13 protein-coding genes are annotated in these 15,924 nt (G+C 44.4%); 6 read left to right on the forward strand and 7 right to left on the reverse strand.

Going from position 1 to position 15,924, the window contains the following annotated elements:
- Window positions 1-8 precede the first annotated feature (8 nt).
- On the forward strand, window positions 9-2,183 hold the full coding sequence (locus V2H45_RS02290) for a tetratricopeptide repeat protein (protein WP_330481991.1): 2,175 nt from the start codon (window positions 9-11) through the stop codon (window positions 2,181-2,183).
- Window positions 2,180-3,757, forward strand: coding sequence for a tetratricopeptide repeat-containing glycosyltransferase family protein (locus V2H45_RS02295; RefSeq protein ID WP_330481992.1), 1,578 nt, complete (start codon window positions 2,180-2,182; stop codon window positions 3,755-3,757). The genes V2H45_RS02290 and V2H45_RS02295 overlap by 4 nt, the downstream gene beginning before the upstream one ends.
- A gap of 10 nt (window positions 3,758-3,767) precedes the next feature.
- Here the strand turns inward: V2H45_RS02295 and V2H45_RS02300 are convergent, their stop codons facing one another.
- From V2H45_RS02300 to V2H45_RS02315, 4 genes are all read right to left on the reverse strand, one after another.
- Window positions 3,768-5,213, reverse strand: a complete 1,446-nt coding sequence (locus tag V2H45_RS02300) for a folate/biopterin family MFS transporter (protein ID WP_330481993.1) — start codon at window positions 5,211-5,213, stop codon at window positions 3,768-3,770.
- A 147-nt stretch (window positions 5,214-5,360) separates the two neighbouring features.
- A complete protein-coding gene (locus V2H45_RS02305; RefSeq protein WP_330481994.1) occupies window positions 5,361-7,568 on the reverse strand; it encodes a serine/threonine-protein kinase in 2,208 nt (735 codons plus the stop codon).
- Between the two features lie 339 nt (window positions 7,569-7,907).
- The gene (locus V2H45_RS02310) at window positions 7,908-8,564 is read right to left on the reverse strand and encodes a class I SAM-dependent methyltransferase (RefSeq protein ID WP_330481995.1); all 657 of its coding nucleotides are present in this window, start codon (window positions 8,562-8,564) and stop codon (window positions 7,908-7,910) included.
- A 367-nt stretch (window positions 8,565-8,931) separates the two neighbouring features.
- A complete protein-coding gene (locus V2H45_RS02315) occupies window positions 8,932-9,084 on the reverse strand; it encodes a hypothetical protein (RefSeq protein WP_330481996.1) in 153 nt (50 codons plus the stop codon).
- Between the two features lie 212 nt (window positions 9,085-9,296).
- On the opposite strand from V2H45_RS02315, the gene V2H45_RS02320 reads away from it, so the two are divergent.
- The gene (locus tag V2H45_RS02320; protein WP_330481997.1) at window positions 9,297-9,731 is read left to right on the forward strand and encodes a hypothetical protein; all 435 of its coding nucleotides are present in this window, start codon (window positions 9,297-9,299) and stop codon (window positions 9,729-9,731) included.
- Between the two features lie 96 nt (window positions 9,732-9,827).
- Window positions 9,828-10,769 carry an ADP-ribosylglycohydrolase family protein gene (locus V2H45_RS02325; RefSeq protein WP_330481998.1) on the forward strand — a complete coding sequence of 314 codons (942 nt, stop codon included), beginning with the start codon at window positions 9,828-9,830 and terminating at the stop codon, window positions 10,767-10,769.
- Window positions 10,770-10,872: 103 nt separating this feature from the next.
- On the opposite strand, the gene fabF is transcribed toward V2H45_RS02325, so the two are convergent.
- The gene (gene fabF, locus V2H45_RS02330; RefSeq protein WP_330481999.1) at window positions 10,873-12,126 is read right to left on the reverse strand and encodes a beta-ketoacyl-ACP synthase II; all 1,254 of its coding nucleotides are present in this window, start codon (window positions 12,124-12,126) and stop codon (window positions 10,873-10,875) included.
- A 162-nt stretch (window positions 12,127-12,288) separates the two neighbouring features.
- Window positions 12,289-12,525, reverse strand: a complete 237-nt coding sequence (gene acpP, locus V2H45_RS02335; protein ID WP_330482000.1) for an acyl carrier protein — start codon at window positions 12,523-12,525, stop codon at window positions 12,289-12,291.
- 121 nt (window positions 12,526-12,646) lie between these two features.
- Here acpP and V2H45_RS02340 point away from each other — a divergent pair, with 121 nt between their 5' ends.
- Together V2H45_RS02340 and V2H45_RS02345 are read left to right on the forward strand one after the other, a co-directional pair.
- On the forward strand, window positions 12,647-13,897 hold the full coding sequence (locus V2H45_RS02340; RefSeq protein ID WP_330482001.1) for an aminotransferase class V-fold PLP-dependent enzyme: 1,251 nt from the start codon (window positions 12,647-12,649) through the stop codon (window positions 13,895-13,897).
- A 63-nt stretch (window positions 13,898-13,960) separates the two neighbouring features.
- Window positions 13,961-14,542 carry a CPBP family intramembrane glutamic endopeptidase gene (locus tag V2H45_RS02345; protein WP_330482002.1) on the forward strand — a complete coding sequence of 194 codons (582 nt, stop codon included), beginning with the start codon at window positions 13,961-13,963 and terminating at the stop codon, window positions 14,540-14,542.
- A 137-nt stretch (window positions 14,543-14,679) separates the two neighbouring features.
- Here V2H45_RS02345 and V2H45_RS02350 read toward each other — a convergent pair whose 3' ends face one another.
- Complete coding sequence (locus tag V2H45_RS02350) at window positions 14,680-15,924, reverse strand: ATP-binding protein (protein WP_330482003.1); 1,245 nt, start codon at window positions 15,922-15,924, stop codon at window positions 14,680-14,682.

Here is a 15,924-nt window from a genome sequence, read left to right on the forward strand (position 1 = left end):
AAATATCTATGAGCGATGAGTGGATGAATCAACTAGAACTAGCGAGATTACACTTATCGCAGGGACAACTAGAAGAGGCGAGCCATCTCTGCGAGCTTTGCCTTGAAGCCAATTCTGATTTTGCCGAAGCATACTGGTTGCTTGGAGATATTCGTAATCGGCAGGGTCGGCAGTCTGAAGTCATGCCATACAAACAAAAAGCCTTGGAGCTAAAGCCAAGCCTTATTCCGCCTGAGACGCACAATCATTTAGGCATTGTGTTTATCAAAGAGAAAAATCTAGATGCCGCGATCGCAAGTTTTAAAAGAGCGATTTTCCTCAAGCCTCAGTATGTAGATGCCCATTACAATCTTGGCAATGCCCTGACAGAACAAGATCTGATCGAACAAGCGATCGGCTGTTACGAAACTGTTCTAGAGATAGAACCAACCTATATAAATGCTCTAGTGAATTTGGGCACTCTGTTGACCAAACAGGGGAAGTTTGATATCGCCATAGAATATTTGCAAAGAACATTAGAATTGCAGCCCGACTGCGCCGAAGTCTATAGTAATCTCGGTTCAATTGCCTATCAAAGGGGGAAAACTATTGAAGCGATCGAACATTATCAAACTTCTCTATCGATCGATCCCACTACTCCTGAGGTTTACTTTAATCTCGGTCTAGCGCTGTTTATGGATGGGCAGGTCGAAGCCGCGATCGCAGTTTGTGAAAAATCAATCGAACTCGACCCTGACTCAAATGCCTATCAGCTTTTCTATCTGGCTTTACCTATTCTCTACGATACCGTAGAACAAATCGATGCTTGGCGACAACGGGCAATCTGGGGTTTGGAACAATTCTCTCAAACAATTCGCATGAAATTAGATACTCCCGTTGCATCAGAGGCTGAGTTCAACAAGAATCGACAATGGTGTCTAAATAGCATTCTCAGTATTACTAATTTCTATCTTGCTTACCAAGCTCAAAATGATGTGGAATTTCAATATCAATATGGGCAGCTTATTCAAGAAATTGTAGCAGCAAGGTATCCTCAGTGGAGTTGGGAAAATCACCGCCCGATGCCCGTACTCAAGGCAGGGGAGAAAATTCGCATTGGTTATCTCTCTGCTTACCTATGCGACCATGCTGCAACGAGGTTGGTTTTGAATTGGTTGCGCTATAGCGATTCCGAACAGTTTGAGATCTATAGCTACTTTATTGGAAAAAAGCCCGATGAAGTCACCAAAGAATTTCAACAAGCGAGTCACTGCTTTCACCACATTCCCGATGATTTTGCCGCGATCGCCGATCGCGTCACTAAGGACAACTTACATATTTTAGTCTTCACAGATATTGGCATGTATCCCTATACCACACCTTTGGCTGCGATGCGTCTTGCGCCTATGCAGTGTACTTGTTGGGCACATCCTGTAACTTCGGGTTTATCTACCATTGATTACTTTCTCTCCAGCGAGCGAATGGAGCCAGAAAATGCTGAAACGCACTATACAGAAGAATTGATTCGATTACCAAATATTGCGATTTCCTATCCAAAGCCAATTTTACCTGAGACACTTAAGCCTCGTTCCCATTTCCATTTGTCGGATGATGCCATTCTCTATTTTTGCAGTCAATCTCTCTACAAATATCTCCCCCAGCATGATTATATCTTTGCTGAGATCGCCAAATTAGTTCCCTCGGCGAATTTTTTGTTCCTCGGTCATAAATCTGCCTATGTAACGCAAAGATTTTGCAATCGCCTTGAGAGAACCTTTGCAGATTATGGTCTCAGCTTTCAAGCGCACTGTGTCTTTTTACCAAGTCTGGTAAAAGCTGAATATCTGAATGTCCACATACTTTCGGATGTGTTTTTGGATAGTTTTGGCTGGTCGGGAGGAAACACGACTCTAGAAGCGATCGCCTGTGATTCACCCGTCGTCACTTGTCCTGGAGACTTTATGCGCGGACGACATGCCTATGGTATTTTACAAATGCTCGGTGTAACCGATACGATTGCATCCACGGAAGCCGAATATGTAGAGATCGCAGTGAGGCTGGGATTAGATCTAGATTGGCGGAACCATATTCTAGAAAAGATGAAAGCCCGTCATCATTCTCTCTACGATGACCGAACCTGTATCGCTGCATTAGAAGATTTCTTTAAGCAGAAAGTAAATTCTAGGAATGGCAAGGGTGTATGAATTCTGTCAATGGTCAAAATCAAGTAGAAATCTGGACAGAATCAGCTAGAGAGAAAGAGGCTCTGGGTGACTATGCCACCGCTTTACAGATTCGCCAAAAAATCTACGCACAGGTCCCCGACGACATCGAAAATCTTGGTGCTTTGGGGAAAATTCACCTACGGCTCAACCAGATGGAAACTGCGATCGCTTGCTTTCAAGATGTCCTCACTCTGCAACCTGACTCAGCCCAAAATCACTGTAATCTTGGCGCACTCTTAGCTTTGCAAAACCTATTAGAAGCCGCGATCGTCCATTATCAATCTGCCCTTGCGATTAATCCAAATCTGGCGGAAGCGAATTACAACCTCGGTGCTGCCCTTTTTAAACTTGAACATTTAGAAGCAGCGATTCCCTATCTAGAACGCGCGATCGCACTTAAACCTAATCTGGCAGAAGCCTATTCTAAACTGGGGGCGATTTTATTTCAGCAAGGAAACATAGAAGCCGCGATCGCAAAACACGAACAAGCGATCGCCGTTAATCCGCACCTCGCTGAGGCATACTACAATTTGGGAATTGCCCTTGCCGCTCAGAGAAAGATCGAATCGGCAATTGCCGCCTATGAGACGGCCATATCGATCAAACCTAATTTTGTTGAAGCCCATCATAACCTCGCACTGGCTTTACTGCTCATAGGAGATTATCAGAGAGGTTTAGTAGAGAATGAGTGGCGTTGGCAAATGCAAGGCAGAACCGCTCCCAACTTTTCGCAACCAGTCTGGGATGGCACATACTTACCGAATACCACCATTCTATTATGGGCTGAGCAGGGTTTTGGCGATGTAATTCAATTCATTCGCTATTTACCTTTAGTACAAAAACGGGTTGGGAAAGTTCTTGTGCAATCTCCGCCTCCCCTGAAACGTTTACTTTCAGAGGCATATCCAGCCATAGAGGTAATCTCTACAGATAGCTTGCTTCCTCCTTTTGATATTCATATTCCCTTAATGAGTCTACCGCTTATTTTTGGAACGAATTTACAAACCATCCCCACTGGAATCCCTTATATCTCAGTTTCTCAAGGGGGCAAAGAAATTCCTCAAATTCCAACCAATAATGCCTCTAACTTAAAAATAGGTATTGTTTGGGCAAGTAGTAATAAAGGTGATCGGGAATATCTGAAATTTCAAAAATATAAATCCTGTCCTCTATCGATGTTTTTACCCATACTAGGACTTCCCCATATCGCTCTTTATAGCCTTCAGGTCGGATGCGATGCGGATGAACTTCAGGAATTTTCGCAGGAATCTCGGCTGTATGATTTAAATCCTCTAATTCGTGATTTTGCCGACACTGCCCGATTCATCGATCGCATGGATATGGTTATTTCTGTAGATACTGCCGTAGCACATCTGGCAGGGGCAATGGGCAAAAAAGGATGGATTTTACTTCCGTTTGTACCCGACTGGCGTTGGCTGCTAGATCGAGAGGATAGTCCTTGGTATCCGAACATGAGATTATTTCGACAATCTCAACCAGGTAAATGGGAGGACGTATTTGAAGAGGTTTTAGCAGCGCTACAAACAGTTTGAATAGGAATTCTTATAAGCTGGACATAACTTCTGGTTTTTCCACTTCCAAGGTGACAATTTCAATAGATGAGCTTGATTCCAATTGTTTTGAGGAAGCGGAACTATCATCAGGGAGCCAACTTAATAGAGGTAGAGGAAGCAACGTGCTGAGATTTGCGATCGCAACCAACAGCCACAGATTATCAAAATTCGTGTCTGTGATTCCCAACCAACGGGTCAGTGCCGCCCCAAACTGATAGGAAAAAAGCGATGATACATTCACCACCGACATCAACAGGGCAAATAGGGTTGCCTCAATGCCCTCGGGGCAGAGTCTAGCTGCTAAAACCAGAACTGGCATAAACGCAATTCTTCCCGCCACCGTGAGAATGAGACTGTCCCCTAGGCTAAACCAGCGATCGTCAATGCCGATCGCACGATTGGCATGAGTCACCAATAGTAGGCTAGTCATGCCTAGTACCGCCGAAATAATTGTTGTCCATAAAAAAATCTGGCGCATGGGCACGGCTTTGAGAAATCTTTGAAATATCCAAACGCCAAAGAGACCTGCCACACTAGTCACCAGACGGACCGTACCCAGAAATTCGGGATTGAACTTGAGCTCGTTGGTAGTAAAGAAAAAGAAAGCTGAATCTGCGGTTGGCGTAGCTTGCCACAAAAACACAAAGGCTGCAGGCAACCAAATTTGCTTGCTCATAAAGGCTTTGCGAAGTTGCTTGAGTTGTTGTCCCACGATCGCAAAGGAAGAGAGTGTCTGTGCTGAATCGTCTGGTAATTCCTGCGCCGATTCTGGGGTCGAGCCTGAAATTGATTCGTTAGCAGATGACGCTAACAGCTTACCAATTGGAATATCGACGATCGCAAAGGCAGCAAACCCCACCAATAAAGGCAAAACTGCTGTGATTTCAAAGACAAACCTAGAACCAAAATGTTCGAGTAGGGAACCGCTTAAATAGGCCGAAGCGATCGCGCCCACGGACATTGCCGCCCAACCAAAGGACTGTAAAGAGCCCGCATCGCCTTCACTTTCTAATCTGGCACGTTGCACCACCAGAGCATCAATAATGGCATCCGAAAAGGCAATAGACAGAGAACCCAGTGCGATCGCGATTAGGGCGGTTAGAGGCGTAGATACGACAAAAGCCATACACAACCAAGCGGATACCCCCATCACGCTTGATAAAATCAAATAGGGGCGGCGTCTGTACCCAAAAATGGGGAAACCATCGGAGATCAGACCATAGAGGGGCTTAACCGTCCAGGGCAGCATGGCAATGCCTACCAAAGACGAAACCTCAGCAGGCCCTAAGCTCAACTCATCTTTAAGAAAAAAGCTGACCGCCAAGTGCGCGATACCTAGAGCACCCTGCACAAAGTACACCAGCGCGATCGCCCCTAGCTCTAGATCGAATTTGCGTCCCCGAAACCAACTTGCCCAGTTTGATTGGATTTGCACGATTTATTAAGAAATATCAACCAATCTATATTTTAATCACATTTGTCCGATGAATACCATAAGCCCTAGGTTATACCAGCAATTCTCATTTTGACTTACTGGTCGCCCAAGGTGCTAAATCTCGGACAGAAACATCAGCCATCAGAGCTAGATAAACCGACAGGTCTGATCGTCTTCATCCTCATTATTGTGTATATGCGTGGCCTTGTTATTCCCTAAAGCATGAATAGAGGTTTTCGATGAAGGATTTTGTCCAGAAAAGCTTCTTTGCTCTTCTAGAGGATGTCGCATGGACAGCTCAGTCAGCTTGGAATATAGCGGTTTTACTGCTCGAACGATGTACCTGATCACTTGTCCATACTGTTCGGGTTCTTCAAGTGAATGGGCAACTTGAATCAGTTTTTTCTCAGCCTCAAACTCTGTAGGGTACGAACAAAAGAGCGCACGCAGAAGATTATCAAGGGTTTGGGTACGAATATCTGACCAGTCATTCTTCCCAATAAAGAATGGGTAATGCAATGTCGAGAACAGCAAAATTTTTGTTCTTAATGGGTTAGCAAAACGTATTAGTTCCAACCGCAAGTCAAATAAATCAGCTAAAAGATCGAGATTGAATTTTTGTTTGTCGTCAAACCCTGCTTGAATCTCGTAATCGGGTGCAAGCATAGGTAATTCAGCAGCAACGAGGTCATTTTTACTATTGACATGTAGGTTTGTCGCTACAACATCTTGATTTAGGGAATAAACTTTTTGTAATTTATCAATAATGATATTGACGATCGCACTATATTCAATCGGTTTCGACAAAGTATTTACAACTTCAAACAGAGATGCTTCTAGTTGTCTTAATGTTGGGGTGAATTCAATAATTTCTGTTAATAGATCAACCAATTCAATCTGATTTAATCGATTGACATCATGCTCCCAAACATCTCTACAAGCATATAAGATCAGCTTTTTGATCCTAAGATGATTGGAGTCAGATTCCAGCTCTTGTGAAACTTGAAAATAAGGACTCTTTAGGCGAGCTTGCGTGTCTAGACTCTTTTGTGAAAAACTTTGGGTTGATTTAGAGGAGGGTCGAAAATCAGGGTTTTCATACAATTTTACCACCGCATTAAAGATTATTTTTGCAATATATAAATACTGTTTCCGCCTGCTAACATTGAGTATTTTTACAGATTCAACCAAGCTGTTTTTTAGTTGCTCTGGTGTCGGGTTTTGATCGTAGATATCTTCTACAAGTTCAGCTAGCGTAAAATTATTTAAACGGTTGATATCGTTTTCTAAAATGCCCGTACAGACAAGGCATAGTAATTTTTTAGCCCGAACCAAATCTTCAAATTTCTCTAACTCTTCGCAAACCTTTTCAGTGGAAATGCTTTGATTGCTTTCTGGAGCAGAGCCTAACCCTAAAACAGTAGCTTCTTTCGGTCGTGTTGGGACACTAGGCTGGCTTGGAAGCGAATCGTTAAGAAATGGCGAGATGGCAGCTTGATTGGTAACTTCGCTGTTTGCAACAATAGGGGCAATTTGCTGCACCGCATGTAATACCTCTAAAGCGGTTTGATAACGTTGCCTCCAATCAAACCGTACCATTTTATCAATGACATCAAGCAAGGCAGGGGAAGCCGTAACATGATCTCGCCAAACAAACTCACTGGTTTTCTGATCTTCAGGGATTTCGGTTGCAGTCAAACCAGTGAGTGCTTGGATGCAAATAACGCCAACTGCGTAAATATCACTGGCAAACTGCGATCGCCCGCCATATTGCTCGTTGGGCATATAGCCGGGCGAACCAATAACCAAGCCAGAATAAGAATGGTTATCGGGATTATCAACTGAAATTGTCTGGGTGCTGACCTCTTTAACCGCCCCGAAATCGATCAACACGATCTTGCCATCTTGTTTTCGTCGAATCAGGTTAGAGGGTTTAATATCCCGATGAATTACTTGTTGCTTATGCACAAAATCAAGCGTAATCATCAGATCGCTTAGTAAGGCAATCACATAGTCTTCGTTAAAACATTGGTGCCGGTGAATTTCTTGACTGAGCACATGGCCTTCCACCATTTCCTGTGCTAGGAAAAATTCTTCATCCTGTTCAAAGTGCGCCAAAAGGCTGGGAATTCTGTCATGTCTGCCCAGACGATACAAAACCTTGGCTTCTTTATCAAATAAATCTCTAGCAATTTTTAACACGCCTTCACGCGCTGAAGCGGGTTTTAGCTGCTTGATAATGCAAGTCGGCTTACCGGGTAAGTGTTGATCTTCAGCAATAAAAGTTTGACTAAAGCCACCACCACCTAGGTGTCGAACAATTTGATAATGACCTGCAAGGGTTGTTCCCAACATAATCTTTGGTAGTGGGGAAGTGTTGGTTAAGTTTCTTTATTACTCCATAGTCTGACATTCTCACCCATACAATCGCAAGGAGTCGCCAAAAGATATGGTTGATTTTCGGAAATTCGGTGCGATCGCCTAAGATTTACTCTTATTTTTGTAACTTAACCTGCCTTTAAAATAAGTGGTGCATAAACAATTCCGGCGAACATCAAAAAAAACTTACGATATTGCCTAGACTGAAGCGATCGCAGAAAATTGCTGCCACATATTAGCACCTCAGCATAATTCAGGAAACCAGAGAAAAGCATACGAATTCTTAGGTTGAGTGTTTGAGCTGCCCTGCGATCGCTAGCGTTTGAGCGCCAAGGTTAAACCATCGGAAATTGCTAGCAAAGATAGCGTGATGCGAGGATCTTGATGCAATTTCTGATTTAGCGCATGAATCGCAAGGGTGTCGGCATCCTGTGTTTGGGGGTGGAGGACTTTGCCGTTCCACAGCACATTATCGATCGCAATCAGTCCCCCTGGGCGCACAAGTTGCAGCGATCGCTCGTAATAACCGTCGTAGTTTTCTTTGTCCGCATCAATAAAAGCAAAATCAAAACTATGAGCTTGACCTTCTGCAAGCAAGCGATCGAGGGTTTGAAGAGCAGGCGCGATATGCAGATCGATTTTATGATTCACTCCAGCTTTTTCCCAATAACGTCGGGCGATCGCTGTGTATTCTTCACTGATATCGCAGGCGATCACTTTTTCGGTCTCTGGTAAAGCTAAGGCAACAGCAAGAGAACTGTAACCAGTAAACACACCAACTTCTAGGGTCTTTTGGGCACCCATCAATTGCACGAGTAAAGCCATAAACTGACCTTGCTCTGGAGCGATTTGCATGTTTACTAGTGCATGGTTTGCTGTTTCATCGCGGAGTTGCTTGAGCAGATCTGGTTCCCGCAAAGATACCGATAAAAGATAGCGGTAAAGTTGCTCGTTTAAGGCAGTAAATTTCATGGGAATAGGGTAGGTTTAAAAATTTTCATACCAGTTTCAAGTGAAATTGCAACAGCTCAAGAGTTGCGTTCGCGGTCTTGTGTTTTGTAAATGAACAATTCACGAATTGCCCCTGCACGCAAATCCATAGGATTTCTATATCCATCCATTTCCATTTTCCATTAAAGAGGGGTTACGTCCTAAGCCCCAAAGCATAAATGCTAGAAACTTTAGTCCATAACCCCTTCTTTAGAATCAATGCGCTTTATGTTTAAAGCTTGAAATCTAGAGCTGATATTCAAGGTATTAATTTATTAAATTTATAGATTTGTGAATCGATGTCGTAAAACCCAACCAATGAAATATCTAGGTTTACGAATCGCTCGATTTAGTTGGTGTGAGTTTTCCAGTTGTGGCTGGTTGCTTCAGAAACAGTTAAACCAACTTCATTTGCAGCACGTCCTAAAACGACTTCTTCGCGGTGCTTGTCTGATTGACGATTACGAGCAGCCATACTGCGAGCTTGATCTTTAAGTGACATATGTTTATCTCCTTTGTTTTGTCATAAGTACAATAACATAGAGTTGTATCTTTTGCTACCGAATTGTATTTAAAAACACAAATAAATTATTACGTTTTATTAAGAGTTGCTGGAACTTTCTCTATCCTGCAAAAAAACATCGCTTTTCATGCGTAGGAGGTACGAATAGGATGCAAAATAAATAAGATGAGATTTAGCGATGTAAGAGCGATATGGGTCGTTTTCTCTATGTCAAGTCAATTTCGTATCGGGGTTATCTCATACTTCCTTTTGTACGAAATCGAATTGATGGTCATGTCATTTTTTCCTACACATTGCTTTCAGAACTTGGTCATAAGGGTAATTGGCACAAAGCCGAAAACCCTGCTGGGCTATATTCCGATCGACTAGAGCAACTGCTAGAGATTGCCAAAGAGCATTTAGATCAGCACTCAGACTGTATGGGAGTAGTCGATTACTTTAAAAGTCGTTATGTCTACCGAGAAAATTTGGTGGTCATTCATCAATCGGCGGGCAAATGTTTTTATGACCACTACCCTCCTAACAGCTTGATTAACATTGCTGCACCCAAAATATTTCGCTCAGAGTTTGATTGCATTAACTGGGTGAAACATGGGCTCGATCGCAATCGTGTCAATACCAATTGAGGCAATCTTGATCGAATTCAAATTAACCTCTAAGATAATTCACTTACATAAGTAAGCTTTGCTGGATTTTTTACTCCTACTCCTATTTGCATGGCTATGCTGAAGAATTCAAAAACATTAGCAGGGTTGTTGGGTTTGAGCGTTGGCGATGCCCTTGGTGTACCCGTAGAGTTCTCCAGCCGTTCTGAGCTTGTCGCGTCACCGATCACCAAAATGACTGGGTATGGTACTTGGCAGCAGCCCTTAGGTACTTGGTCAGACGATAGCTCTCTTAGCTTTTGTCTGGCAGAGTCCATGTGTCAAGGCTTTTCTCTGGATGCGCTCGCCGAGTTTTTTTGCCGTTGGCGCAGTCAAGGATATTGGTCAGCGCATGGCAATGTTTTCGACGTGGGGGCAACAACAGCTCTATCTATTTATCGGCTGCATCAGGGTGTCCCTCCCCTAGAGGCAGGCGAAACCAGTGATGGCACGAATGGCAATGGCTCGATCATGCGCATCTTGCCCTTGGCTTTTTATCACAAAACTTTGAGTTTGAGAGAGTTAATCGAGCGGGTGCATCAAGTCTCTTGTATTACCCACGCTCACCCGCGATCGCAAATTGCCTGTGGCATCTATATTTGCATTGCCGTACAGATCCTTTTGGGACACGATCCGCAAGATGCCTATTTGCTGGGGATCAAAGATGCCAAGCAGCTTTATGTCGAACCTGCCTTGCTCAGTGAGCTTCATCATTTTGAACGGGTATTGAGTGAGGATATTCCTGGGCTAACCCAAGACGAGATTAACTCTAGTGGTTATGTAGTGGATACCCTAGAAGCGGCACTCTGGTGTTTGCTCACCAGTACATCCTATGAAGAAACTGTGCTGAAGGCCGTAAATTTGGGCAACGATACGGATACAACCGCCACGGTTGCTGGCGGCTTGGCAGGGATATATTTCGGCGTAGAGTCAATTCCTGCAGAATGGATCGATCAATTAGCTCGGAAAGACGACATTATCGATCTTGCAAATCGTTTAGAAACAGCGGTGTATAGCTAGGGCTTCAGTTAAGTTAAGCTCGATATTTTTTGACACGCTCCCTTTAACTCCGCTCAGGGAGCAGGTTTGTTTTTCCTGCTTGTGGGCTGAGCGAAGTTGCAGTCTAAACAAATTTCTTAAATACGAGGGTGACATTATGGCCACCAAAGCCAAAGGAATTTGACGTTGCCACATTAATCGTCATCGGACGTGCTTGGTGGGGTACGTAGTCTAGATCGCAATCAGGATCGGGATTTTCAAGATTGATGGTTGGAGGCGCACAATCATTGACGATCGCCAAGACCGTAGCCACAGCTTCAATCCCCCCAGACCCGCCGAGTAGATGCCCTGTCATCGATTTTGTTGAGCTAACGGCTAGCTTGTAGGCATGGTCGCCAAATACCTTCTTGATTGCTTTTGTTTCGGTCGAGTCATTCGCTGAGGTACTCGTACCATGCGCATTGATGTAATCGACTTGATCGGGGGTGACATCCCCATCTTTGAGGGCCAAGGACATTGCCCGCATTGCACCCTCGCCATCAGGAGAAGGGGAGGTAATGTGGTAAGCGTCACAGGTCGCACCATAGCCGACGATCTCAGCGTAGATGGTTGCCCCACGCGCGATCGCATGATCTAAATTTTCTAAAATTAAAATTCCTGCACCCTCACCCATGACAAAGCCGTCGCGATCGCGATCGAAGGGACGCGAAGCATGGGTAGGATCGTCATTGCGACGAGACAAGGCACGACAGGCAGTAAATCCAGCAAAACTGAGCGGCGTCACCGCAGCTTCAGTCCCCCCGCAGATCATGGCTTGGGCGTAACCGCGTTGAATAATACGGAAGGCATCGCCGATCGCATTAGAACCAGCAGCACAGGCTGTTACCGTGCAAGAGTTAGGGCCTTTTGCCCCAGTATGAATTGCAGTTAGTCCCGCTGCCATGTTGCCAATCATCATGGGAATCATGAAAGGGCTACAGCGATCGGGACCTCTGGTTAGTAAAATTTCTTGCTGATCTTCTAAAACTTTAAGTCCACCAATCCCCGAACCAATTAAAACGCCAACTTGAGCGGCGTTAAGAGGGGTGATTTCTAGCTTGGAATGGGCTAAGGCTTGAATACTCGCACATACACCGAACTGAGAGAACCGATCCATGCGCTTGGCTTCTTTGCGCTCTAGATAGGCATGTGGGTCAAAATTCTTCACCTCTCCCCCAAAGCGGCACTCAAATTTTGCCGCATCAAAAAGCGTAACGGGGGCTATGCCGTTTCTAGCTGTTGCCAGACCTTGCCAATATTCTTCAAGGTTATTGCCAATGGGGGTAATTGCACCCAAACCAGTTACGACTACACGAGAGAGAGGTTGAGAATTTTGCATCTTATTAGCATTTTATCTATGTATGAAGGAAATATCTTTCTAAGCCCAAACCTAAGCTATATAGCTGCCTCAATCTATTTTAAACTTACAGCTTAAAAAATACGATCTTAAATTCTTGGATAGATTTAAGAGAGTTAGAGGGTTAAGCAGCCACCTTCTTAACTATTCCTTTTTGCCATCGATGTAATCGACAGCGTTTTGTACTGTAGCGATCCCTTCAGCATCTTCATCAGGAATTTCAATCCCAAATTCTTCCTCTAATGCCATTACTAGCTCGACAGTATCGAGGGAGTCAGCCCCGAGGTCGTTAGCAAAACTAGCTTCGGGCTTAACTTCGGAAACCTCAACACCTAGTTGTGCTGCTACGATATCCTGAACCTTGGAAAGAGTGTCGCTCATCTCTCTATCTCTGCCTTATGATCTAAAAATTTTAGCGTTATTCATTCTATCGGATAAGGGTAGCCAGATTGACAATTTCCTTGCAATTTACTTTAGGCGCAATTTAGAGGAGCAATATTTGATGTCCGCGAATATAAGCCAAGCCCAAGGTCTGGGACAAGGGGCTGAGCAAGAAAATCTTTCAGAATCAGCGCTTCAGCAACACCGATCGCATTATCCCGCCCTAAATCCCCCTGCAAAACGTGCCTATTTTAATTACGGCGGACAAGGGGTTATGTGTGAGGCAGCGTTGAATGCGATCGCACAGGGCTTTCAGCAGATTGAAGCTATAGGCTGCTTTTCGATCGCTGCTTTTCAGTGGATCGAGGCCGAAAAAGTGGCGGTGCGGCAGGCAATCGCGACAGAGTTACAGGTTAGCCCCAATACGATTACGCTTACAGATAGCACCACCACAGGTTGTAATATTGCGCTTTGGAGTGTCGATTGGCAACGAGGCGATCGCCTCTTACTCTCAGACTGCGAACATCCTGGAATTATCGCGATCGCGGCGCAACTTCAGACGCGGTTTGGCATCGAAATCAACTACTTTCCTTTGCAACAAACCTTGAATGATAGGGATGAAGCTGTGCTTGAAGCGATCGAACAAGCCCTACAACCGCGCACTCGCACGATCGCAATCAGCCATATTTGCTGGAATACAGGTCAGGTACTGCCCCTTAAAGAAATTGGTCAACTTTGCCGCGATCGCCAAGTTTTGGTGGTAGTGGATGCGGCGCAATCGGTAGGCGTGCTACCGCTCAATCTTGCTGAATTGGGTATAGATTTTTATGCGTTTACGGGACATAAGTGGTGGTGCGCTCCTTTGGGCTTAGGGGGGTTGTATGTCGCCCCTGAGGCGTTTGCGGCAGCGCAACCAACCTTTATCGGTTGGCGCAGCATTGTCAGCGGTAAGTCTTCGGAAAATCGCAGCTTGCCCAAAAACTATGACTGGCGAGCGGATGGGCAAAAATTTGAGGTGGCAAGTGCTGCCTATCCTCTCTATGCGGGACTAAGAGCTGCGATCGCCCATGCCAACCTCTGGGGAACGCAGCAGCAACGTTACGATCGCATCGGTCAACTCAGCGATCGGCTTTGGCACAAATTGGCTGAAATTCCGCAGATTGACTGTATCAAGCAAGCACCACCCAAAGTGGGTCTGGTTTCCTTTAAAATGCAAGATAAAGCTTCTAATCTGGTAATGAAACAATTAGAGGTAGAGCATCAGATCTTGATTCGCTCGATTCCCGAACCAGATTGTCTGAGAGTTTCGCTGCACTATCTCACGACTGAGACAGAAATTGACCAGCTCGTCTCAGTTTTAGCTAAATTTTAGGACTCTCGAATTTCAGAAAATCTATTTTTCCACCCCGATCGCCATCATTCACGAACCTCAAACATGACCCAAACTCCAAAAACTGAACCCATGACGCGATCGCAGCTTTTAGTGGCGATGGCAGTTACCGCCCTCGTTTTGATGGTAATCGCTAAGGGGTGGTCTTATCTGCTTTCGGTGCAGATTGTGCCATTGCGCTGGCAAGTCGATCACTTTGCGATCGGCATAGGTTTGGGTGTGGGCGTGGCGCTTTTAAGTACCCTAGTCTATGAATATTGGGAAGCTTACCGAGAAGCGGCAAAAGAGTATTTAGAAATGGTTTTGAAACCGCTCAACTTGGTGGATTTAATCTGGCTGGGACTTTTACCCGGCATGAGCGAGGAGTTGCTATTCCGAGGCGTGGCGATTCCGGGCTTAGGCATGAATATGGTGGCGTTGATCGTATCGAGTGTGGTGTTTGGCGCTCTACATATGGCAAGCATCAAGCATATTCCCTACACGATCTGGGCAACTATTGTGGGGCTACTTTTGGGTTCCGTCACCTTAGCAACTGGAAATTTACTGCCTGCGATCGTGGCACATGTATTTACGAATTCACTATCGGGGTTGCTTTGGAAGCTTAGACACCCTCAGCTATCAAGCTGAGTTTTAGGTTGCTAATATTTCTGCTCGGCTTCCAATTCTAGGTGAATGAAACACTTTGAATCGTAGGTGAGATTGGCTTGGTAAATCTTGTTGGTATTCTAAGGAGAAGTTTTGATATTCCGTAATGAGTCGGGAATTCAAGTAGAAGGCTGATATAGTTTAGAGGGTAAAAAGCGAATGCCCCCTTCATCCTCTCGACGGATTAGCACGCCTAATTCTTCCATGGATTTAAGCTTAGGTAATAGCGAAACATAAGTTAGGGCATCAAGTTTAGCTAAATCCTCATCTTTGATATCTTCACTGATTCCTCCTGCTTGGTAGGCAATATAAAGTAAATGACGTAACTGAGGAGAAATAGAACGGGTATAGTCTTGTTGAACTAATTGCCAAACATCCGTAAAAGCTTCTATATCAATCTCGTCATATCCTTTAGATGCCGCTTGACGCAATACTTTTTCACAGATGGTATTCAACTGCCGAGGAAATCCTTGCGCATAGGTAGTTATTAATGACATTACCTCTTCGGTAAAAGGATAGCAATCGTCGCGAGAAGATGTTCTGACACTATTAAGATAGTTGATGACTATATGCCGTAAATCTTCCTGAGTCATAGGCGCAAGGTTAATATCTTCAGAAAAGATGCCCAAAGCTTTTAAGGTTGCCTCTTGGAGATCGGTGAATCCTCGACCTGTGACGATAAATGCTCGATGTTTACTATTACGGAATAAATCTAGGCTGCCTTCTAAGATAGTTTGAACAACAATAGGATCTTTTTTGTCAAAGTCATCGATCGCAAAAACGATGCGATCGTAGTTCTGTTCAGCTTTATCTAGTATTCGAATAAGTAAAGGATAAGGATCGGCATTAGCATTTGGAGTGAGTGGATTAGATGGTGTTTCATCTTTGATACTAAAGGAGAATACCCACAATTGGACTTTACCTTCGGTAGAAGTTTTGGTGCGTTGGATAGAATAACCTAACAGACTATTGACAACATCCTGTGCATCAGTATCCTGATCTTTTAAGCTGTCAGCGATCGACATTAATAATGCTCGATAAAAGTCTACGGGTTTTTCTCCCGGAATACCACTGAGGTAGAGAACTAGCATCTTTTCACCTAATGCCGCCACTTCCTGTTGTAACTGATAAATTAGATTGAGGATCAGGGAAGTTTTGCCAATGCCCCAAGCTCCTCTCACCAAGATATTTCTGCCTTCATAGAGAGTAGGAATGGCATTATCTAATTCTTGATCGCGCCCATAAAATATTTGTGCCAACAGCTCAGGATCGTCAGGTGGAGTAGCCCGAAATGGATTTTCTTTTAGTTCCCATCTTTGGAAAGATGATTTGTGTTTGCCAAGTCGAGATTGTTTTGATGACAT

Source organism: Tumidithrix elongata BACA0141 (assembly GCF_036349135.1).
GTDB classification, from domain to species: domain Bacteria; phylum Cyanobacteriota; class Cyanobacteriia; order Pseudanabaenales; family Pseudanabaenaceae; genus Tumidithrix; species Tumidithrix elongata.